The following is a 20,949-nucleotide window of genomic DNA, read 5'->3' on the forward strand; positions in this document are numbered from 1 at the left end:
TGAGGGGGGCTGGAGTGCCATTTTGCTTGCAAAACGGTTGCAGAACTGCGTAAAGCCACTCCCGGCAAATGGATCGGCTCACGTGCTCGCCAGACCTTTCGAAGGGGAAGAGCACAGTCAACGTGAAATGAAGGTTTGAACATGCAGGTTATCGAAACGCTCGCTCAAGGGCTGAAGCGCGAACTCAAGGTCGTTATCCCGGCCAAGGACATGGAAGCTCGGATGAACGAGCGTCTGGCCGAAGTGAAGGACCGTGTGAAGATCAACGGCTTCCGTCCCGGCAAGGTGCCGGTTGCGCATCTGAAGAAGGTCTACGGCAAGTCGATCATGGCTGACCTGGTCAACGAGATCGTTCGCGACAAGCCGACCGAGATCCTGTCGGGCCGTGGCGAAAAGTCGGCCACCCAGCCGGAAATCGCGATGACCGAGGACGAGGCCGAAGCCGACAAGATCCTCAACGCTCAGGCCGACCTCGAGTTCACCGTTGCCTACGAAATCATCCCGGCGATCGAACTCAAGGACGTCAGCGGCATCAAGGTGACCCGCGAAGTCGTCGAGATCGCTGAAGACGAAGTCAACGAGCAGATCCTGAAGATCGCCGAAAGCGCCCGCAGCTACGAATCGAAGAAGGGCAAGGCCGCCAACGGCGACCGCGTCACCATCGATTACCTCGGCAAGGTCGACGGCGTCGCCTTCGACGGCGGCAAGGACGAGGACGCTGAGCTGGTTCTCGGTTCCAACCGTTTCATCCCGGGCTTCGAAGAGCAGCTCGTTGGCCTGAAGGCTGGCGACGAGAAGGTCATCACCGTGACTTTCCCGGCTGAATACCCGGCTGCAAACCTTGCTGGCAAGGAAGCCACCTTCGACATCACCGTCAAGGACGTGGCTGGCGCCCAGGACATCGAAATCAACGACGAACTGGCCACCAAGCTCGGCCTCGAATCGGCTGACAAGCTGAAGGAAATCGTCCGCGGCCAGATCGAAAGCCAGTACGGCAACCTGACCCGTCAGAAGGTCAAGCGTCAGATCCTCGACCAGCTCGACGAACTCTACCAGTTCGAAACGCCGGAGCGCCTCGTCGAGGCCGAATTCGAAAACATCTGGCGCCAGATCAACACCGACCTGCAGCAGGCCGGCAAGACCTTCGCTGACGAAGAAACCACCGAAGAAGAAGCCCGCGCTGAATACCGCAAGCTCGCTGAGCGTCGCGTTCGCCTCGGCCTCGTTCTCTCGGAAATCGGTGAAAAGGCCGGCGTTCAGGTCAGCGACGACGAACTGCAGCGTTCGCTGTTCGAACAGCTCCGCCAGTTCCCGGGCCAGGAGAAGCAGATCCTCGACTACTTCAAGAACACCCCCGGCGCTGCTGCTTCGCTGCGCGCTCCGCTGTTCGAAGAAAAGGTCGTCGACCACCTGCTCGGCGAAATCTCGGTAACCGACAAGACGGTTTCCAAGGAAGAGCTGACGGCTGACGACGAAGAGACTGAAGGCAAGGCTGCCAAGAAGGCTCCGGCCAAGAAGAAGGCCGCCGCCAAGGCTGAAGCCACGGAAGGCGAAGAAGCCGCTGCTCCGAAGAAGAAGGCTCCGGCCAAGAAGAAGGCCGCTGACGACAGCGCCGAGTAATCGGATCGAAGCCTTAGGAATCGAAAGGCCCTGCCGCTTGCGGCAGGGCCTTTTTCGTTGCGGGAGGCGAGCTCTTCGTCCAGCGCTGGCCGAGAGCATGCTGCTTGATTCAGCCAGAGCGGACTTCGTGGCTCAGTGAAACCCGCGGCGCGCTAAGCGTCGAGGAGGAGGGCGCGATGGTCGGAGACTTCGGGCTCTGCGACGACATCGAAGCGAGCGACGCTGACTGCACCGTTTGCCAGCATGTAATCGGCAAAGCGGCCGCTCTTTAGATAGTGCGACGTGCGCGTGTCCGTGTGGCCGCGGGAAACGACGAGGTCGACGAGCCCCAACTGGCCGAGCGTCTGAAACGTTTGGCTGTCGGGGAGCACATTGAAATCACCGCACACGACAAGCCGCTCGTCTCCGGGCCAGACCTGGTGGACGAGACCTACCAGCGCCTCCGCCTGCGCGCGGCATGCTGGACTGTCGTTCTTGCCGCCGACCTCCCGCAGGCCGTGCATCTGCGCGATGGTGATGGGAGTGCCGGCGTCGTGATCGAACAGGCGAATGCAATGGGCGTTGCGCGCACGCGGATGCGGCCCCCAGCTGTCGGGCGAAAAACTGCCATGCACAAAACCGAGGGCCTGGCCGATGACGGAATAGCCCCGCCGAACGAATGTTGCCAGACCGAATTCCGATGCCACGGGCGTGTCTCCAGAAAAGAGCGTCCCTCGCGCGGTCGGGCAGAAGAATCCATCATGTCCCGGTAGTACTGCGGCGATCTCGTCGAAGAGGTTGGCGCGTTGCGGCAGTTCCACATCCGCATCGCGATAGCTCAGCCATTCGGCCTCGGTCGTCGGTGATCGTGCGACCTCCTGCAGGCACAGGACATCGGCGTCGACATCGGCGAGATATTTCATCAAGGGCGAATGGAGCTTGCCGCCCCAGGCATTGAGCGAAAGGATGCGCATGGTGTTCGGCTCTCTTGATCGGGAGAGGTGAAGCTAGCCGATTCGCCGGCGTCCTGCGCACTTCGGATGCGGTCTGCGGGATGGCAAACCCGGAGAGATCGGTTCGGCAACGCGGAACCAAAATCGTTGCCCTCCAGGCACGTGGCCGCCGCCGTCAGCGTTGACGGCGGTCAGCTCTGTCGCTGGATGCTTACGCTTTCGGCGCTTCCTGCTTGATCTCGCCCATACGGTTCCAGGCGTCGAGGCCGGCGATCTTGTAGGCCTCGGCCAGCGTCGGGTAGTTGAAGGTGTTTTCGACGAAGTACTCGACCGTGCCCTTGAGGTTCAGCACGGCCTGGCCGATATGCACTAGTTCTGTCGCGCCTTCGCCGATGATATGCACGCCGAGCAGGCGGCGGGTCTTCAGCGAGAAGATCATCTTCAACAGGCCGGAATCGAGCCCCATGATGTGGCCGCGCGAGGTCTCGCGGAAGCGGGCGATGCCGCATTCGTAGGGGATGCCGCGTTCCTTGACCTCTTCTTCCGAGAGACCGCAGGTGGAGATCTCAGGCACGGCGTAGATGCCGTAGGGGAAGTATTTCTGCGGCTCCATCGCGATCGCGCCGATGGCGACCCGGGCGGCGATGCGCCCCTGTTCCATCGAGGTTGAGGCGAGGCTCGGGAAGCCGACGACGTCGCCGGCGGCATAGATGTTGGGCACGGAGGTCTGGAACGTCTCGGGATTGACCTTGAGGCGCCCTCGGTTGTCGGCTTCGAGCCCGGCTGCGGGCAGGTTCAGCGTATCGGTGGCGCCCATGCGGCCCGCGGCAAAGAGCACCATGTCGGTTGTGATCTTGCGGCCGTTGTCGAGCGTCAGCAGCACCTTACCATCGTCGAGCCGCTCCACCGTGTCGGCCTTCTGCCCGAGGTGCAGTTTCATGTTGCGGTCGCGCAACTGGTAGATGAAGTCTTCGACGATTTCCTTGTCGATGAAATCGAGCATCGTCGTCTTCGGATCGATCACCGTCACCTGGGTGTCGAGCGCGCTGAAGATCGTCGCGTATTCGATGCCGACGACGCCGGCGCCGATCACCACCATGGAGCGCGGCAGGGTCTCGATATCGAGCAGTTCATCGCTGTCGAGCACAGTCTTGCCGTCGAACGGCATGTAATCCGGGCGGAAGGGCTTGGTACCGACGGCAAGCATGATGCTGGTGCCGGACACGAGCATGGTCTCGCCGTCGTCCTTGACGACTTCGAGCGTGGTCGGATTGACGAAGCTGGCTTTCCCGCGCATCTGCTGCACGCGGTTGCGCGCGAACTGATGTTCGAGAACCTCGACTTCATGATTGAGGGTGATGATCAGCCGCTGCCGGAGGTCATCGGCGCTGATCTCCTGCTTGACGCGATAGGAGCGCCCGTAAAAGCCGCGCTCGCGCCAGCCCGAAAGATTGAGCGCCGTTTCGCGCAGCGTCTTGGAGGGAATCGTACCGGTGTGAACCGAAACGCCGCCAACGCGTTTTCCCTGTTCGATGACGAGGACCTTCTTGCCGAGCTTGGCTGCCTGGATGGCGCCGCGGCGGCCGGCAGGTCCGCTTCCGACAACGATGAGATCGAACTGGTTCATAGGCGTTTCCGTTAGAAGGTGGAATCGTTGTGCGTTGCGAAAACTCTCGCTCGCAAGCCTCTATACCGTCAATGGCACGGTTTGATGAAGTGGTTTTCATAGCCGAAACAGTCGGATGAGAATATATAAGGGAGCGCGTGTATGCTTGGCTTCGTTACGACATGCGGAGCCCGTCGGTGTCGTATTTGCCTGGGAGGCTGACGATGGGATTGGAGCTGACGAACAGGGCTTTGCCACAGTCTGGCGCTGAGGGCGTCATGCCGCATTCGCAGCCGCAGCCGGGCGTCGTAGCGGCCGCGGTCTACGAGAACGGCGTGCGCGTCCGCGATATCCGCATCGAAGACGCAGGCAAGTGGCGCGATCGCCCGGGCACAGTGATCTGGATCGGCCTGCATGAGCCCGATGCCGAACTCTTGCGGCAGATCCAGCAGGAATTCGATCTGCATGACCTGGCGATCGAGGACGCCTGCAAGGCGCACCAGCGGCCGAAACTGGAGATCTATGGCGACTCGATCTTCGTCGTCGCCCGCACCGCGCATATGGTTGGCGACGAGATCGCCTTCGGCGAGACGCATCTGTTCGTTGGGCGCGGTTACGTCATCTCGGTCCGGCACGGCGCGTCGACCTCCTACATGGCCGTGCGCCAACGCTGCGAAGCATCTCCTGCAGCCTTGGCCCACGGCGAAAACTACATCCTCTATTCGATCCTCGATTTCATCGTCGACAACTACATGCCGGTGATCGAGGCGATCCACGAAGAGGTCGAGGAACTGGAAGACCGGCTGCTGCGCGAGCGGCTGGTCAAGGGCGACATCGAACGCCTCTATCTGCTGCGGCGCAATCTCTTGCGCCTGCGAAACGCGGTCGTGCCGCTGGTCGACGTCTGCCGACGGCATGAGCACATCGATCTACCGGGCATGGATGCAGCACTGCAGCCGCTCTTCCGCGACGTTACGGACCACGTGCGCCGCGTTCAGGAGGATATCGACGCTTTGCGTGAGGTTCTTGCCTTCACCTTCGAGGCGAGCCTGATGGTCGGTCAATCCGAGCAGACGGAAATCTCGCGCAAGCTCGCGTCCTGGGCCGCGATCCTCGCGGTGCCAACGGCGATCGCCGGCATTTACGGCATGAACTTCGACGACATGCCGGAACTGAAGTTCCGCTACGGCTACTTCGTCGTCCTGGCAGTGATCATCGGTCTTTGCGGCACGCTCTACCGGTTCTTCCGCCGCGCGAAATGGCTTTAGGCCGGAGCACTGACCGGCAGACCTTACCAATTCCCGAACTCGGAGGATGTGGTGGCAACCCTTCTGCAAACGCTCGGCGACCTGATCGGTACGAACTGGAAACACCGCGACGTACCCAAGCGGTACTCGCGCACCTTTGTGTGTCGCTGTGGCAGTCACGTGTTTTTCGGCAACATGTTTTGTAACAGCTGCCAGGCGCCACTCGGATATCTGCCAGGTGAAGATGCGCTGCTGCCGCTCGACCCCGGCCCACAGCCAGGTATCTGGGCCGCAGGCGAGGAACGGCCGTTGCTGAAGTATTGCGGCAACCGTGACACGCCGGCGCAGTGCAACTGGATGCTGATGGCCAGCGAGCCGGGGGAACTTTGCATCGCCTGCCGGCTGAACCGGACAATTCCGAATCTCGATCGCGAGGACAATGCCAGCTACTGGGGTCTGCTTGAGGTGGCGAAGCGACGGCTCGTGTCGCAGTTGCTGGCACTCGGCTTGCCCGTGAAGTCCAAGGTCGACGAGGACGAGAAACACGGTCTGATGTTCGATTTCCTGCGTTCGCCACCGAACGGGCCGCGCGTGCTGACCGGGCATGCCGACGGTTTGATTACGGTCAACATCGAGGAGGCGGATTCGGTCCAGCGTGAGAAGATGCGGCTCGAATTCTACGAGCCCTATCGGACGCTGCTGGGCCATCTTCGACATGAGGTCGGTCACTACTACTGGAACCGGCTCGTTTTCAACGGACCCTGGCTGGAGCCGTTTCGCACGCTGTTCGGCGATGAGCGGGCCGATTACGCGGCGGCATTGAAGGCGAACTATGACAATGGCGCACCCCCAGACTGGGCCGATCGGTACATCAGTTCCTATGCTTCCACACATCCCTGGGAAGACTGGGCCGAAACTTGGGCGCATTACCTGCATATGATCGATAGCCTGGGCACGGCACTCGGCTTTGGGCTCGATGCAGAGGATCTTGAAGCGATTGTCGAGCCATTCGAGCGCGACGCCTTGTATGCGCCCGACGACACCGGCGCCGACGGGTTTCTGTCGCTGTTGAACTCCTGGATCGAAATGACGATGGTGCTTAACGAGTTGGCGCGCAGCATGGGCCAGCCGGACTTCTACCCCTTCGTAATGTCGAAACCGTCAGTGGCGAAACTGCAGTTCGTGCATATGGTCGTCGAGGCTTCACGCTCGGCGGGGACGGAGTCTGTCGAAGCCGGCTTTTTGGGGTAAACGCCTTCGCCACTGTTTGCGGCAGGGCGGCGTCACCACCGGGCTGCTACCTCCGCCGCGCGAAACGGCTGGGTGCCAGCGCGCTCAGAACAGCCGCAGCCCTTTCAGGCTCACGTGGCCGTCCTTGCCGATGATGATGTGGTCGTGCACGGCGATCCCCAGCGGTTTCGCCGTTTCGACGATCAGCTTCGTCATGTCGATATCGGCGCGCGACGGGGTCGGATCGCCGGATGGATGGTTGTGGACCAGGATGATCGCGGTGGCCGAGAGTTCCAGCGCGCGCTTGACCACTTCACGCGGGTAGACCGGCGTGTGGTCGATCGTACCTTTCTGCTGCACCTCGTCGGCAATCAGCGTGTTGCGCTTGTCGAGGAACAGGATGCGGAACTGTTCCTTCGTCTCGTAGGCCATCGCCGCGTGGCAATAGTCGATGACGGCGCTCCAGGACGAGAGAAGCTGCTTCTGGCGAAGTTCGCTCTTCAGCGTGCGGTGACCAATTGTGGAGATCAGCTTGAGGTCGAGGGCGACGGCCTCGCCGATACCGCTCACCTCCTGCAACAGCGCGATCGGGGCGCCGAAGACACCGGCGAGCGTGCCGAAGCGCGCGAGCAGAGCCTTGGCGATCGGCTTGGTATCCTTGCGTGGGATCAGCCGAAACAGCAACATTTCCAGGATTTCGTAGTCGGCGAGTGCGGCATCGCCGCTTTCGCGGTAGCGCGCCCTGAGGCGATCGCGATGACCGTGATAGTGCGCCTCGAGTGCCGGCGCCTTCTTGGCGGCCGGCGAGTTATCTAACTGCAATTGCGGAAAAAACGTCCTCTCGTCCGCCGATGGCACAAAATCGCCGTCAGGGGAGATCGAGCGTTTCGTCATGCGGCGCCGAGCGTGCTGACGCCGGGCTTGAACAGCCCGGCGGGCGAAAGCGTGAAGATCTCGCAGCCATCGGCGGTGACGCCGACCGTGTGCTCGTATTGCGCCGACAGCGACCGGTCGCGGGTCACGGCGGTCCAGCCGTCCGAGAGCACCTTCACATGCGGGCGGCCGAGATTGATCATCGGCTCGATGGTGAAGATCATGCCCTCGCGCAGTTCCGGCCCTTCATTGGCGCGGCCGTAGTGCAGGATGTTCGGCGCGTCGTGGAAGAGCTTGCCGACGCCGTGGCCGCAGAAATCGCGCACGACGGAGCAGCGCTCCGCTTCGGCATAGACCTGGATCGCTTCACCGATGGCGCCGGTGCGGGCGCCGGGGCGCACGGCGGCTATGCCGCGCATCAGGCTCTCGTGGGTGACGTCGAGCAGTCGCTCGGCCGCGCGCTTGATCTCGCCGACCGGATACATCCGGCTCGAATCGCCATGCCAGCCATCGACGACGTAGGTGACGTCGATGTTGACGATATCGCCCTCGCGCAGCGGCTTGTCGTTCGGGATGCCGTGGCAGACGACGTGGTTGATCGAGGTGCAGGACGATTTCGTGTAGCCGCGATAGTTGAGCGTCGCCGGCAGCGCGCCATTGTCCATGCCGAACTCGAAGACGAACCGGTCGATCTCGTCGGTGGTGACGCCCGGCTGTACCCGCGAGACGAGCTCGTCCAGACAACGCGCAGTCACCTGGCAGGCCTTTCGCATGCCCTCGAAACCTTCCGGTCCATAGAGCCGGATTACGCCGGTGTTCTTGTAGGGCGCAGACCCTGCCTCGATGTAAGTCACCATTCCAAAGCTTTCAGTTGTTCCAGTCGGATTTCATAGAGCAGCGAGGGCCGCTTCGTCCACTGTCATCAATCCAGTTGGGCGGATTTGCGTTGGCGAAACCTGACATTTGACCGCATAGGCCTCAACCCCACGTGACATCGCGCGGTCGAATGCGCGCGCATAGGCGGGATCGAACTCGCGGCAGATCCTCAACCGGTCACAATCGTCGCGCTGCACGAGATAGATCATCACCGCGCGGTGACCGGCCTCAACCATATCACCGAGTTCGTCGAGATGTTTCGCCCCCCGCGTGGTCGGACTGTCAGGAAATTCGGAAAGACCGGGCGAGCGGCTGAAATGCACGTTCTTGACCTCGACATAGGCACGGCCGCGCTCGGGATCGCTGAGGAGAATGTCGATGCGCGAGTTGCGTCCGTATTTCTGCTCGCGTGCACTATGCTCATAGGTATGCAGGTCGGAAACGAGCCCCAGCCGGATGGCTTCTTCCGCAAGCCGGTTGGGCAGGCCGGTATTGATGCCGACCATCGTTCCGTCGGCTTCGACGATTTCCAGCATCTGGCGGTACTTCCGCGTCGGGCTGTCGTGTTCTGACATCCAGATGCGTGAACCGGGTGTCGTCAGCCCGCGCATCGATCCCGTGTTGGGGCAGGATCCGGTCATGGCCGTGCCATCAGGCAACAGGGCGTCGAAGAGAAAGCGCTTGTAGCGCTGCACAAGGGTTGCGGTCGTCAGCGGAGGATCGAAGATCAAGGCAGGTCCTGCGAATGATTCAGGCGCGGGCGCGTACGTAGGAGCCCGGCGCTTCCTCGAGCGAGTTCAGCGGACCGCCCGGCTTGCGGGGCGCAACGCGTCGCTTGTCGAGTTTCTCGATCCATTGGTGCCAATGCGGCCACCAGGATCCCGGTGTTTCCTTGGCGGCCTTGAACCAATCGTCGAAGTCACCCGTGGGGGCGCCTCCGGTCCAGAACTGATACTTGCCCTTGTCCGGCGGATTGACGACGCCAGCAATGTGGCCCGAACCCGAGAGAACATAGGTGACCTTGCCGCCGAACGAAGCGCTGCCGAGAAATACAGAGCGCGGCGGGGCGATGTGGTCTTCCTTGGTCGCGAGATTGTAGATCGGGATCTTCACGTCGCCGAGCGATACCTGCTTGCCGGCAAGAACCATCTCGCCCTTCGAAAGCTTGTTATCGAGGTAGCAGTTGCGCAGATAGAAGGAATGGTTGGCGGCCGGCATCCGCGTCGAATCGGAGTTCCAGTAGAGCAGGTCGAAGGGCAGGGGTTCCTGGCCCTTGAGGTAGTTGTTGACGAAGTAGGGCCAGATCAGCTCCGAGGCGCGCAGCATGTTGAAGGCGGTCGCCATCTTCGAGCCGTCGAGATAGCCGGTCACGCTCATGTTCTGTTCGATCTGGCTTATCTGGTCCTCGTCGACGAAGACCTTGAGGTCGCCAGCGTGAGTGAAATCGACCTGCGTCGTGAACAGTGTCGCCGAGCGGATGCGATCGTCGCCCTCGGCCGCATGCAATGCGAGCGTCGCGGCAAGCAGGGTGCCGCCGACGCAATAGCCGATGGCGTTGACTTCCCGCTCACCGGTGGCCTGCTCGACGATATCGAGCGCAAAGCCGATGCCTTCGCGGGCATAGGCTTCCCAGTCCTTGGTCGCGTGCCGTTCGTCCGGGTTCACCCAGGAGATGACGAAGACCGTGTGTCCCTGATCGACCGCCCATTTGATGAAGGATTTCTGCGGGTTGAGATCGAGCACGTAGAATTTGTTGATCCAGGGCGGGCAGATCAGCAACGGCCGCTTCAGCACGGTTTCCGTCGTCGCCTCATATTGCAGCACCTGGCAGACGTCGCTCTGGGCGATGACCTTGCCCGGCGTCATCGCGATATTCTCGCCGATCGCAAACTTGCTGGTGTCCGTCTGCCGGAGCTTGAGGTCGCCGCGACCGGCGGCGATGTCCTCGGCAAACATCTGCATGCCCTTGACCAGATTGGCGCCGCTTGAGGCAACCGTCTCGCGGTAGAGCTGCGGATTGGTGGTGACGAAGTTGGTCGGAGACAGCGCGCTGGAAACCTGGCGAACGTAGAAAGCAGCCTTGTGTTTCGTGTGGTCGTCGAGCCCCTCGGCGTCCTCGACCATGCGCTCGGCCCAGTCCGACGTTACGAAATAGGCCTGGCGAATGAAGTCGAAGAACGGGTTCTTCACCCAGTCCTCGTCGGTAAATCTCTTGTCGTTGCGCTGGAGGGCGGCCGGCTCCGCCGTCTCTTCGCCGGACATCCGGTGCAGCGTGCGCGACCAGATCTCGAAGAAGCTGCCCATCAGGTGAGTCTGCGCTTCGAGCGTGCGGCGCGGATCGGAAAGCCAGTACTCCGAGACCTTGGACAGCGTCTTAACCATGTCGGTGACGGGTTCGGCGAAGGTATCGGACTTCTGGCCCGATTCCCGCGGCGCCAGCCAGGCGGAAGCCGCTTTGCCAAGCTGTTCCATGGCGCGGGCGAGGTTGACTGCGAGGCTTTCCGGATCCTTGACGATATAAGGTTCGACGGATTTGGGATCGAAGCCTGCGTAGCCGTCCTTGCCTTCCGCATTCCTCTCTGCTGTCACCCGGCGTCCTCCACAGCATCTTGTTTGTTTTGTATTTTTACATTCTGCCCGAAAATGATTACAAGGGCTAGCGCATCGTCGCGCCATCAAAATAGAGGTCGTCTCCAGTATGCTTGCCGTCGGAAAACAGCGTTCCATCACCTGGGTTGCCGGGATCGTTCTGCTAGGCACGCTTGCAGGCTGCAACAGCCAGGGGACCAACTTCGAGAACTATCCGTCGGTTTACGGCCAGAAGCCGGCCGCAACGTCGCAGATGACCAACGATGAAGCTGCAAGCATGCAGGCGCGCCTGAGCTCTCTCGGCGCTGCACGCAAGTCCGGCGCGATCTCCGAAGCCGAGTATCAGCGTCGCCTGAAAGAAATGCGCGCGCTGGCCGAACAGCACGGCGCCGACGCGCTGAAAGAGATCCAGAATTAGCGCTTGCCTTTCCGGTGATTTGGACGCAAAGCGTTCAATGGCCGCATGGACGGCCGTTCACCACAGCGCACGGTTTCGCAAAGGCTTGAGCCGCTGGCGGGAGCGTGCGCCAAACGAGGTTTGGAGATGGAAGAGTTTCACAAAGTCCGGCGTTTGCCGCCCTATGTTTTCGAACAGGTCAACCGTTTGAAAGCAAGCGCGCGAGCGGCCGGTGCTGACATCATCGACCTCGGCATGGGCAATCCGGATCTACCCACACCACAGTCGATTGTCGACAAGCTCTGCGAGGCCGTTCAGGACCCGCGCACGCATCGTTATTCGTCGTCGAAGGGCATTCCCGGGCTGCGTCGTGCCCAGGCCGCCTATTACGCCCGCCGCTTCGGCGTCAAGCTCAACCCGGATACCCAGGTCGTCGCTACCCTTGGCTCCAAGGAAGGCTTCGCCAACATGGCGCAGGCGATCACCGCACCTGGCGACGTCATTCTGTGCCCGAACCCCACCTATCCGATCCACGCCTTCGGCTTCCTGATGGCCGGCGGCGTCATCCGCTCGATCTCGGTCGAGCCGGACGAAACCTTCTTCGGACCGCTGGAACGCGCCGTTCGCCATTCAATCCCCAAGCCACTGGCGCTGATCCTCAACTATCCGTCGAACCCGACGGCGCAGGTTGCGACGCTCGACTTCTATAAGGACGTGATCGCGTTTGCGAAAAAGCACGACATCATCGTGCTTTCGGACCTTGCCTATTCGGAGATCTACTTCAACGACGCGCCGCCGCCGTCGGTGCTGGAAGTTCCGGGCGCGATCGACTGCACGGTCGAGTTCACCTCGATGTCGAAGACCTTCTCAATGCCGGGCTGGCGCATGGGCTTTGCCGTCGGCAACGAGCGGCTGATCGCAGCCCTGACACGCGTGAAATCCTACCTCGACTATGGCGCCTTCACGCCGATCCAGGTGGCCGCCACCCAGGCGCTGAACGGCGACGGCAGCGACATCGCCGAAGTGCGCAATATCTACAAGCGCCGCCGCGACGTCATGGTCGACAGCTTCGGCAAGGCCGGCTTCGAAGTGCCGCCGCCGGCAGCGACGATGTTTGCCTGGGCAAAGATCCCGGAGAAGTTCCGTCATCTGGGCTCGCTCGAATTCTCCAAGCTCCTCGTCGAGAAGGCGGATGTCGCGGTCGCTCCGGGCATCGGCTTCGGCGAACAGGGCGACGACTATGTGCGCCTCGCTCTCGTCGAGAACGAGCACCGCATCCGCCAGGCGGCGCGCAACATCAAGAAATTCCTGTCGACCGCCGACGAGACGATGCACAACGTCATCTCGCTCAACGCTCATAGGTAAGAAGTCGGGAGGCGTGCTTGACGCGCGCCTCCTTCCACACTGGCCCCGCTGTTCTCGCGGCGCGCCCTCTACATGTTAGGAAATGGCTATGGCAGATGCCCTCAAAATCGGCATTGCGGGCTTGGGTACCGTCGGTGCCTCGCTCGTGCGAATCCTCCAGGATCGTCACGAGATGCTTGCGACAACGTGCGGACGGGCAATCGAGACCACGGCCGTAACGGCGCGCGACCGCAACAGGGACCGCGGCGTCGATCTTTCGAAGACCGCCTGGTTCGACGATGCCATTTCGCTTGCGCGTGACGCCGATATCGACGTTTTCGTCGAACTGATGGGCGGTGCCGGCGATCCCGCCTATTCGGCCGTCAAGGCGGCGCTGCAGCGCGGCATTCATGTGGTGACCGCCAACAAGGCGCTGCTGGCTGCCCATGGCATCGAACTTGCAAAGATCGCCGAGGAGAAGGGCGCGCTGCTCAACTACGAAGCGGCTGTTGCCGGCGGTATCCCCGTCATCAAGGCGCTGCGCGAATCCATGACCGGCAATACGATCTCGCGCGTCTATGGGATCATGAACGGCACCTGCAACTACATCCTGACGAAGATGGAGAAGGAACAGCTTTCCTTCGAAGCCTGCCTCAAGGAGGCGCAGCGCCTCGGCTATGCCGAAGCCGATCCGGCCTTCGACATTGAGGGCAACGACACGGCGCACAAGCTGTCGATCCTGACGAGCCTTGCATTCGGTACGGCGATCGCTGCCGACGACATCTACCTCGAAGGCATCACCAATATCTCGATCGACGACATTCATGCAGCCGCCGATCTCGGTTACCGCATCAAGCTCCTCGGTGTCGCCCAGCGCACCGAAAGCGGCATTGAGCAGCGCGTCCACCCGACGATGGTGCCTTACGATTCCGTCATCGCCCAGGTCGATGGCGTGACCAATGCCGTTGCGATCGAATCCGACATTCTCGGCGAGCTCCTGATGGTCGGCCCGGGTGCCGGCGGCAACGCGACGGCGTCGGCCGTGCTCGGCGATATCGCTGACATTGCCAAGAGCCGCCCGGGCGCCCAGCACGTTCCGGCCTTCGGCCGTCCGACCAATGCGCTGCTGCCCTATAAGCGCGCGCAGATCCAGAGCCACGAGGGCGGCTACTTCATCCGCCTGAAGGTCGTTGACCGCACCGGCGTCTTCGCCAGCATCGCGACCCGCATGGCCGACAACGGCATCTCGCTGGAATCGATCATGCAGCATTCGAAGCATCTGATGGACACGGGCGAGCCGCAGACGATCATCTTGGTCACGCACGCGACATCGGAGCACTCCGTTCGCGATGCGATCAAGGCGATCAAGGGCGAGGGCTACCTCGTCGGCGAGCCGCAGGTCATTCGCATCGAACGCCCGAAGGCAAACTGACGGCGAAGGACCTCGGGCCGTTCGGCATGACGGTGCGCAGTGCCGTTTGTCGCCAACAAATTAGAAGCCTCGCCGCGCAAGCAAGCCGGCGAGGCTTCTTTTTTGGGAATTGGGCGCCTGCGGCGGCCCAACCCCCTACGAAACGTGGATCTCTGTGTATGCCGTTCCAAAAACGGTCACGATTTCCAGGGTTATGCGCTAAGAGGAATGAAGCGCCAAGCGGATGGACGAGCATGGAAGAATTGGTGGATCCGGTACAGCGGGCCTTTCTGAATGTCGAGCAGTCGGTCAGCGGCCAGCGATGGGTGTCGCGCCTCGACCAGGCGGGCCAGAACCGCGCGCTCGCCATTAGCCAGGTTCACGGCTACTCCGATCTGCTCGGTCGCGTCCTTGCCGGCCGCGGCGTCGTACTCGACGATGCCGCAAGCTTCCTTGATCCGACGCTTCGCTCGCTTATGCCGGACCCGGACACGCTTACCGATTGCCGCAAGGCTGCAGAGCGTCTGGCGGCCGCCATCAAGCGCCGTGAAAAGACGGTGATCTTCGGTGACTATGACGTCGACGGTGCCGCGTCTTCGGCTTTGATGGCGCGTTTCCTGCGCCATTTCGGCGTCGACGCGGAAATCTACATTCCCGATCGGATCTTCGAGGGGTATGGCCCGAACCCGACGGCAATCGAGCAGCTGATCGACAAGGGCGCCGATCTCATCGTCACCGTCGACTGCGGCTCGACCAGCCATGAGGCGCTCGCCGTTGCCGATAAACGCGGCGTCGATGTCGTCGTCATCGACCACCATCAGGTCGGCTCGGCGCTGCCGCCCTGCCATGCGCTCGTCAATCCCAATCGGGAGGACGATCTTTCGGGGCAGGGGCGTCTTTGTGCTGCCGGTGTCGTTTATCTGGTTCTCGTCAATACCTTGCGCGTTTTGCGCAACGCCGGCGACAGCCGCGTTTCTTCGTTCGACCTGCTGTCCCAGCTCGATCTGGTGGCTCTGGCGACGGTCTGTGACGTGGTGCCGCTCAAAGGGCTCAACCGCGCCTATGTCGTCAAGGGACTGATCGCGGCGCGTCACATGGGCAATGTCGGGCTTTCGGCACTGCTGCGGAAAGCTGCGATCGGCGGCCCGGTCACGCCCTATCACCTGGGCTTTCTCGTCGGCCCGAGAATCAATGCCGGCGGACGCATTGGCGATGCTGCGCTCGGCAGCCGCCTGCTGGCGATGGAGGATGCGGCCGAGGCAGAGAAGATCGCCGCGCAGCTCGATGAGCTCAATCGCGAGCGGCAGGCGATGGAAGCCATCATGCTGGCCGAGGCGGAGGCTGAGGTTCTGGCCGAATACGGCACGGGCGAGGGCGCTTCGGTGATCGTTACCGCGCGCGAAAACTGGCACCCGGGCATCGTCGGACTGCTCGCCGCCCGCATCAAGGAAAAATTCCGCCGACCGACTTTTGCCATCGCTTTCGATCCGAACGGCCGCGGCACCGGCTCCGGCCGCTCGATCAACGGCTTCGACATGGGCAAGATGGTTCGGGCCGCCGTCGATGGTGGCCTGCTGGTAAAGGGTGGCGGCCATGCCATGGCTGCCGGTCTCACCGTCGAGCGCGCGAAACTCGGCAAGCTCAGGCAGTTTTTCGAGGGACGCGCGGAAGCGGCGGTGCGCGAACTCGTCGCCATCCAGACGCTCAAGGTCGACGGCGCGCTTGCAGCCTCTGGCGCGACCCTGGAACTCATCGATCTCCTGGAGCAGGCCGGCCCCTACGGCTCGGCCCACCCGCAACCGGTCTTCGCCTTCCCGCAGCATCGCCTGCGCGATAGCAGGCAGGTCGGCGCCAACCACATCAAGGTGACGCTGGAGGGGCAGGACGGCAGCCGCCTTGACGGTATTGCTTTCCGGGCGACCGAGACACCGCTCGGCGACTTCCTGCTGTCGAGCCGCGGAACATCCATCCACGTCGCGGGATCGGTGTCCGCCGATCTGTGGCAGGGCCAGCGACGGGTACAGCTGCGCGTCACGGACGCGGCAAAGGCGCTGTAGCACCCGTCGCGAAGTGTGCTGACAGATATTTCGCTGGGCCGTGTTATGGCTGACCGTACCGCACACGCTTCAAAACATCTCGAGGATTCACAGCGAGGATGGTGTTGAACAACGTCGTTTCGACGACGGTGTCGCCATCGGCTTGCAGGCGAAAATGCACGCTCTTGTTGCCGCCACAGTTCGTTGCGTCGATCATCGCGATAACTCTTTCGACCTCGTCGGGCGTCTTTTCGTCCAGCCTGACAAGGGCAGGATAAAGGGGGGCGCAACTTGCACCGCCGTCGCGAACAAGTTCTCCTTGTCGATCAAATAGATAGCTGAGGGGTGCGAACTCTCCCTTGTGCGAGCCGCGATGGGCGCTGCCCCACATGGCACTTAGGTACTAAACCACAGCGCTCAAAGATCCGAGATCATTGAACGGTCGCAAGGCTTCAACATTGTAAACCACGGAGTAGAGGCGACTGCCGCTGAGTGGTGAATTCAGTGTGAGCGAGTAGGTACGACGGAAACCCTGCTGCTGGTCCAGTCGGGTAATGTGTATGCGCTGCAGATAGCGTGCTTTGGCATAAGCTGGGAGCTTCGGGTCTTTGCGATTGTTCAGGCTTCGCGTCGTTTCGGAGCGTTCCCAGTCTTTGAAATCCCGCGCGAGCAACGTTTCTAACTCTTCAATTGGCATCCCCAGCTTGAACACCGGACTCGGTACCAAGTCTGCAGGCGTCAGCGTCTGCTCGCCAGAAATCACGTTGGAACGAGCGGCCGCAGGCGATCCGGGATAGGACGAAATTGTGATTGCGGCGAGCCCCGCAGCAATGACGCGAAACAAAACTAGATTCCCGTTCAACTGATTCGAGGAACGCCCGACTTGCGATCGGAGCGTGTTTCCCCAGCGATCAAACGATCAAGAATCAGGTCGAAATCGTCGGCGCGTTGAAGTTGCTCCTGAAGAGCAGGAAGATATTTCGCACGGCTTCGGATGGCGTCGCCAGCAGATCGAAGGCTGAGCAGAATCTGTTTAGAGATTGCGTATTCGCTCTGCAGTCCTTCTGCCTTTTGCCAGATATGGTCTTCCAGAGCGTCAAATGCCGACGCATCGAAGGTATCGGACTTGAGAAGCCGGCCGACTGCTTGATCCGTCAGTCTCTCCAATACGACGTCAAACTGATTTTCCGACACCCGAGTGCGCCTCATTCTGTTGAGCTGTAAACTCAAAGCAGAACTGCAATATTTCGTCGAGTCCGGGTTTTGACATCTGTAGCCGCATCAGAAATCAGGCGGTGAAGGCTGCCGCGCGTGGTCGAGAACGCGAGTCGCCACCGATGCAACAGAACGGCCCCTGCGACCGCGCCGTTGCAGGAGTCCCTGCTTTGGAAAGCTACGCACATACCCCTGGTGTGCGGAAACCGGCCACGATCCTGTTGCCGCTCACGTCGCTGTCTCTTCCAAAGGATATCTGCGAAACACCAGTATGCGCTTGGGAATTACGTGAGACGTGCATCAGTGTGGGCACCCGCATTCGCCAGCAATAGCAATCGGGAATTTGCCGAACCGGCCTTGGCACGCCCAACGGGAATCGAACCCGTGTTGCCGCCGTGAGAGGGCGGCGTCCTGACCGCTAGACGATGGGCGCATCTCTATTCGATTGAGCGCAAGCGGTTGCTGCGCAACGCGCTATCCTAGTCCTGTTCGACGAAAACGACGAGAAGAATCGAAGGCGATCCGTCAGCCGATGGAACAAGGCTTTCGATGTAGGGGAGGTTCAACACAGTGGCACGCCCTAGGGGAGTCGAACCCCTCTTCCCAGAATGAAAATCTGGTGTCCTAACCGATAGACGAAGGGCGCACTCGCTGTGTGGGCGCCTTATAGCCAGCGACTCTGAATAGAGCAAGCGCCAATCTCAGGAATGTTGTGATTTTCCTGTTCAAAATACCAAGAAAGATTCATGGCGGCACGAGGCGGAAATTTAGGTGTCGAAACGCGCGGTAAATCGCTGTTCCAACAACAGAAAATCGATTTTCATTTGGGGAGAAGATCAACACAGTGGCACGCCCTAGGGGAGTCGAACCCCTCTTCCCAGAATGAAAATCTGGTGTCCTAACCGATAGACGAAGGGCGCACTCGCTGTGTGGGCGCCTTATAGCCAGCGACTCTGGATACCGCAAGCGCCAATCTCAGTTTTTTTGTGCTTTCCCTGTTAAAATCGGTGAGAAAAATTCGGCGGTCAAAGAGCTGGAATCGGAGATGCGTACGGTGCAGCGGAGTTGCTGCTTCAGATGCTTAAAACGTCGATTTTTCGGGAGAAGGAGATCAACACAGTGGCACGCCCTAGGGGAGTCGAACCCCTCTTCCCAGAATGAAAATCTGGTGTCCTAACCGATAGACGAAGGGCGCACTCGCTGTGTGGGCGCCTTATAGCCAGAGGATTTCAGAACCGCAAGCGGCAATCTTCATATTTCTGTAAAAATTCCACAGGCCGGAAGCAAAGGAGGCTTCTCGTCGAATCCTCCATGGAAACAAATGCTTGCCTTCAGCCCTTGGCGCGCCGGCAGCGCCAGTTCCAGTCCCGCTGTGCGCCGATATCGATATGGACCGACTCCGTGTGGCAATAGGTGCCGACGCCGCCGCGGCCGGGGACGCTACGCAGGAATTCGGCGAGATCCCACTTGCTGACGCCCTGAACCTGAATGTCAGCCGCCTCGCAGCGTGTATGCAGCGATTGCTTGGCGCGGTTGACCTTGATCGGCCTGAGGCCCGAGGTCACCATGACCTGCTTGCCGTAATGCGTTTCCACCTTCTTCAGCATCTGCATGAGCTCGGGCTTGAAACAGCCGGCATCGACTTTCTCGGTCTGCAGAATGAGCCCGCTCGGCGCCAGTCGAGCGAGCCCCGAGAGCGAGGCGACCTGAACCGGTGCGCCGTCGTCGTCATCGCCGAGGTGCTCTTCGTGCTCGTAGTTGTAGAGCGAGTTCAGTTTGACGCCCGGAAGCGTGTAGGCGAGGGAGGCCGTTTGCGGCTGGCTCGCATTGCTGGTGGTAATCGTCTTCTTTTCCGCCGGCGGAGCCGAGCGAAGTGCCGCCTGCTGCGGCTTCTCCTTGCGCTTGCCGGCAAAAAGGGCCGCGAGCGTCCAGGTTTTGGACGTGTCCTTGTTATCGTCTGCTGGCGTGGCTTCTGGTGCTGCCTGCTGCGCGGCGGCGACCTCGGTCGCTGCTGGTGTGGCGTCGGCATTGGCCACCGCCTGTGGCGTCGAAGAGGTCTGGCCGCTGGCGGCAGCCTCGGCGCTCAGCGGCACCGGAACGGCAACAGGAAGGGTGGCGTCCTGCGCGGGAGAGGGAGCATAGGCGGCGACAGCGGCGTCCGTCACGACGTCGTTGGCCGTGTTGGCGGCCCCCTGTTGCGGCGCTATTACCGGCAGCGGCTGTCGCTGGGTGCCGCTGAAAAGACTGTTGTTGGTTGCGTTCATGCCGGGCTGGCCGGCGGGGAGCGGAACAGTTCCCGTCGTCTGCGGCTGGACGGTCGTCGTTGCCTGTGCGGCAGGTGCCTGGCCATAGATGCTTGAGGAGGCGGCGCGCAGGCCGGTGCCCTGCATCGTCAGCGATTGCGGCTGTCCGCCATCGTGGGGAACTGTGGCATTGCCGGCTGCCTGTTGCGCCTGCGGATTGCTGCCGAGCGCGACCACCTGTCCATCCTGGACTGTGGCCTCCGATTCGGCGGTTTGCACAGGGGCTGCCTGCCCCTCGGCCTTCAGCGCGGTCGCGGCATCGTTTTCCCCGACCGCCGACATGCAGCCGCTCAAGGCCAGCAGCGATACGGATAACGCTGCCGCCCGCGCTATGGTGACGAGCACCGCGCCCTTCGTGTCCGGATGTTGCAACGTCCTATCCCCGCTCTCCGTGCATGACCGACGAAGCCTCGCCTTGTCATGCATTAAGTCTCAGTTCCGAAACATCGCTCAGAACAAACAAACTCATGCTTCTCGCGGCGATCGGAATGAGCGCCACGGGAAAAGATCAGGCCAAGTACAAAAGGGGGTCGCCGCCACGAGACATCGCGGATAGGACCCGGCATCAACGTTTCGCGCGAAAAAGTACTCAACGATACGCGATTTGTAAACCGGCGCTAACCTTGAGCCCGCATGTTTCCAACATGCAAAGGCCCGGATAGACCGGGCCCTGGATCATTCATAGCTGCTGCTGATCGACGGCTCGGCCATGCCCGCCGGATTTCACCGACAGCACGGGGCCATCTTCGTTGGCGAGAATTGTGCGGAGCTTACCAGACGCCCGTATTGGCCATCGACGCCCAAGGTTCCTGCGGCGGCCGGTTTTCGCCTTTCTGCAGGATCTCGATCGAAATGCCGTCGGGAGAGCGCACGAACGCCATGTGGCCGTCGCGCGGCGGCCGGTTGATGGTCACGCCGTTCTCCATCAGGTGCTGGCAGAAACCGTAGATGTCGTCGACTTCGTAGGCGAGGTGCCCGAAGTTGCGCCCGCCCGTATAATCTTCCGTATCCCAGTTGTAGGTGAGCTCGAGGCAGGGAGAGAGTTCGCCGCGGGCGCGATCGATGTCGCCGGGAGCGGCCAGAAACACCAGCGTGAACCGGCCCTTTTCATTTTCGTAGCGGCGGATCTCCGTCAGGCCGAAAATCTTGCCGTAGAAGTTCAAGGCCTCGTCCAGATTCTTGACGCGAACCATCGTGTGCAGATAGCGCATTGCAATGTCCCTGTTTTGCAGAAGATGGCGTATACTGGTCCGTCAGCAAGCCAGAGGCA

The 20,949-nt window shown here is 61.3% G+C and carries 18 protein-coding genes and 4 tRNA genes; 7 read left to right on the top strand and 15 right to left on the bottom strand.

Annotation, left to right across the window (positions count from 1 at the left end):
- The first annotated feature begins 141 nt into the window (after positions 1-141).
- Positions 142-1,620 carry a trigger factor gene (gene tig, locus FA04_RS06590; RefSeq protein ID WP_034796594.1) on the top strand — a complete coding sequence of 493 codons (1,479 nt, stop codon included), beginning with the start codon at positions 142-144 and terminating at the stop codon, positions 1,618-1,620.
- Between the two features lie 152 nt (positions 1,621-1,772).
- On the opposite strand, the gene FA04_RS06595 is transcribed toward tig, so the two are convergent.
- Positions 1,773-2,573, bottom strand: a complete 801-nt coding sequence (locus FA04_RS06595) for an endonuclease/exonuclease/phosphatase family protein (protein ID WP_034796592.1) — start codon at positions 2,571-2,573, stop codon at positions 1,773-1,775.
- 190 nt (positions 2,574-2,763) lie between these two features.
- Positions 2,764-4,179 carry a Si-specific NAD(P)(+) transhydrogenase gene (gene sthA, locus FA04_RS06600; protein WP_034796590.1) on the bottom strand — a complete coding sequence of 472 codons (1,416 nt, stop codon included), beginning with the start codon at positions 4,177-4,179 and terminating at the stop codon, positions 2,764-2,766.
- A gap of 257 nt (positions 4,180-4,436) precedes the next feature.
- Here sthA and FA04_RS06605 point away from each other — a divergent pair, with 257 nt between their 5' ends.
- Both FA04_RS06605 and FA04_RS06610 read left to right on the top strand, forming a co-directional pair.
- The gene (locus tag FA04_RS06605; RefSeq protein ID WP_226020709.1) at positions 4,437-5,426 is read left to right on the top strand and encodes a magnesium and cobalt transport protein CorA; all 990 of its coding nucleotides are present in this window, start codon (positions 4,437-4,439) and stop codon (positions 5,424-5,426) included.
- Between the two features lie 51 nt (positions 5,427-5,477).
- On the top strand, positions 5,478-6,656 hold the full coding sequence (locus tag FA04_RS06610) for a zinc-binding metallopeptidase family protein (RefSeq protein ID WP_034796587.1): 1,179 nt from the start codon (positions 5,478-5,480) through the stop codon (positions 6,654-6,656).
- A gap of 84 nt (positions 6,657-6,740) precedes the next feature.
- Here FA04_RS06610 and radC read toward each other — a convergent pair whose 3' ends face one another.
- Genes radC through phaC form a run of 4 tightly spaced genes read right to left on the bottom strand, consistent with a single transcriptional unit; the run spans position 6,741 to position 10,973 of the window.
- Complete coding sequence (gene radC, locus FA04_RS06615) at positions 6,741-7,529, bottom strand: RadC family protein (RefSeq protein ID WP_034796585.1); 789 nt, start codon at positions 7,527-7,529, stop codon at positions 6,741-6,743.
- Positions 7,526-8,365, bottom strand: a complete 840-nt coding sequence (gene map / locus FA04_RS06620; protein WP_034796583.1) for a type I methionyl aminopeptidase — start codon at positions 8,363-8,365, stop codon at positions 7,526-7,528. Before map ends, radC begins: the two co-directional genes overlap by 4 nt.
- A 30-nt stretch (positions 8,366-8,395) precedes the next feature.
- Complete coding sequence (gene sfsA / locus FA04_RS06625; protein WP_034796581.1) at positions 8,396-9,115, bottom strand: DNA/RNA nuclease SfsA; 720 nt, start codon at positions 9,113-9,115, stop codon at positions 8,396-8,398.
- Between the two features lie 19 nt (positions 9,116-9,134).
- Complete coding sequence (gene phaC / locus FA04_RS06630) at positions 9,135-10,973, bottom strand: poly(3-hydroxyalkanoate) polymerase subunit PhaC (RefSeq protein ID WP_034796579.1); 1,839 nt, start codon at positions 10,971-10,973, stop codon at positions 9,135-9,137.
- A 109-nt stretch (positions 10,974-11,082) separates the two neighbouring features.
- Here phaC and FA04_RS06635 point away from each other — a divergent pair, with 109 nt between their 5' ends.
- From FA04_RS06635 to recJ, 4 genes are all read left to right on the top strand, one after another.
- Positions 11,083-11,391 (top strand): hypothetical protein, encoded by a 309-nt coding sequence (locus FA04_RS06635; protein ID WP_034796570.1) that lies wholly within the window; start codon positions 11,083-11,085, stop codon positions 11,389-11,391.
- A gap of 126 nt (positions 11,392-11,517) precedes the next feature.
- A complete protein-coding gene (locus FA04_RS06640; protein ID WP_034796568.1) occupies positions 11,518-12,735 on the top strand; it encodes an LL-diaminopimelate aminotransferase in 1,218 nt (405 codons plus the stop codon).
- Positions 12,736-12,823: 88 nt separating this feature from the next.
- The gene (locus FA04_RS06645) at positions 12,824-14,146 is read left to right on the top strand and encodes a homoserine dehydrogenase (protein ID WP_034796566.1); all 1,323 of its coding nucleotides are present in this window, start codon (positions 12,824-12,826) and stop codon (positions 14,144-14,146) included.
- A 233-nt stretch (positions 14,147-14,379) separates the two neighbouring features.
- Positions 14,380-16,182 carry a single-stranded-DNA-specific exonuclease RecJ gene (recJ, locus tag FA04_RS06650; RefSeq protein ID WP_034796556.1) on the top strand — a complete coding sequence of 601 codons (1,803 nt, stop codon included), beginning with the start codon at positions 14,380-14,382 and terminating at the stop codon, positions 16,180-16,182.
- A gap of 43 nt (positions 16,183-16,225) precedes the next feature.
- Here recJ and FA04_RS35025 read toward each other — a convergent pair whose 3' ends face one another.
- From FA04_RS35025 to FA04_RS06690, 9 genes are all read right to left on the bottom strand, one after another.
- On the bottom strand, positions 16,226-16,378 hold the full coding sequence (locus FA04_RS35025) for a hypothetical protein (protein WP_156552953.1): 153 nt from the start codon (positions 16,376-16,378) through the stop codon (positions 16,226-16,228).
- 186 nt (positions 16,379-16,564) lie between these two features.
- Positions 16,565-17,005, bottom strand: coding sequence for a hypothetical protein (locus tag FA04_RS06655; protein WP_064816991.1), 441 nt, complete (start codon positions 17,003-17,005; stop codon positions 16,565-16,567).
- Between the two features lie 14 nt (positions 17,006-17,019).
- Complete coding sequence (locus FA04_RS06660; RefSeq protein WP_127889031.1) at positions 17,020-17,355, bottom strand: hypothetical protein; 336 nt, start codon at positions 17,353-17,355, stop codon at positions 17,020-17,022.
- 379 nt (positions 17,356-17,734) lie between these two features.
- Positions 17,735-17,809, bottom strand: a tRNA-Glu gene (locus tag FA04_RS06665).
- Positions 17,810-17,947: 138 nt separating this feature from the next.
- A tRNA-Glu gene (locus FA04_RS06670) sits at positions 17,948-18,022 on the bottom strand.
- A gap of 199 nt (positions 18,023-18,221) precedes the next feature.
- Positions 18,222-18,296: transfer RNA gene (locus tag FA04_RS06675), tRNA-Glu, on the bottom strand.
- A gap of 200 nt (positions 18,297-18,496) precedes the next feature.
- A tRNA-Glu gene (locus tag FA04_RS06680) sits at positions 18,497-18,571 on the bottom strand.
- A 136-nt stretch (positions 18,572-18,707) separates the two neighbouring features.
- Positions 18,708-20,051 (bottom strand): YcbK family protein, encoded by a 1,344-nt coding sequence (locus FA04_RS06685; RefSeq protein ID WP_034790899.1) that lies wholly within the window; start codon positions 20,049-20,051, stop codon positions 18,708-18,710.
- A 398-nt stretch (positions 20,052-20,449) separates the two neighbouring features.
- Complete coding sequence (locus tag FA04_RS06690) at positions 20,450-20,890, bottom strand: VOC family protein (protein WP_034790901.1); 441 nt, start codon at positions 20,888-20,890, stop codon at positions 20,450-20,452.
- Positions 20,891-20,949: the final 59 nt, after the last annotated feature.

Origin of the sequence: Ensifer adhaerens (assembly GCF_000697965.2) — a bacterium.
In the GTDB taxonomy this organism is placed as follows: domain Bacteria; phylum Pseudomonadota; class Alphaproteobacteria; order Rhizobiales; family Rhizobiaceae; genus Ensifer; species Ensifer adhaerens.

Coding starts and splice junctions, on each gene's coding strand:
- tig (WP_034796594.1), top strand. CDS start 142: ATGCAGGTTATCGAAACGCTCGCTCAAGGGCTGAAGCGCGAACTCAAG.
- FA04_RS06595 (WP_034796592.1), bottom strand. CDS start 2,573: ATGCGCATCCTTTCGCTCAATGCCTGGGGCGGCAAGCTCCATTCGCCC.
- sthA (WP_034796590.1), bottom strand. CDS start 4,179: ATGAACCAGTTCGATCTCATCGTTGTCGGAAGCGGACCTGCCGGCCGC.
- FA04_RS06605 (WP_226020709.1), top strand. CDS start 4,437: ATGCCGCATTCGCAGCCGCAGCCGGGCGTCGTAGCGGCCGCGGTCTAC.
- radC (WP_034796585.1), bottom strand. CDS start 7,529: ATGACGAAACGCTCGATCTCCCCTGACGGCGATTTTGTGCCATCGGCG.
- map (WP_034796583.1), bottom strand. CDS start 8,365: ATGGTGACTTACATCGAGGCAGGGTCTGCGCCCTACAAGAACACCGGC.
- FA04_RS06635 (WP_034796570.1), top strand. CDS start 11,083: ATGCTTGCCGTCGGAAAACAGCGTTCCATCACCTGGGTTGCCGGGATC.
- FA04_RS06640 (WP_034796568.1), top strand. CDS start 11,518: ATGGAAGAGTTTCACAAAGTCCGGCGTTTGCCGCCCTATGTTTTCGAA.
- FA04_RS06645 (WP_034796566.1), top strand. CDS start 12,824: ATGGCAGATGCCCTCAAAATCGGCATTGCGGGCTTGGGTACCGTCGGT.
- recJ (WP_034796556.1), top strand. CDS start 14,380: ATGGAAGAATTGGTGGATCCGGTACAGCGGGCCTTTCTGAATGTCGAG.
- FA04_RS35025 (WP_156552953.1), bottom strand. CDS start 16,378: ATGATCGACGCAACGAACTGTGGCGGCAACAAGAGCGTGCATTTTCGC.
- FA04_RS06690 (WP_034790901.1), bottom strand. CDS start 20,890: ATGCGCTATCTGCACACGATGGTTCGCGTCAAGAATCTGGACGAGGCC.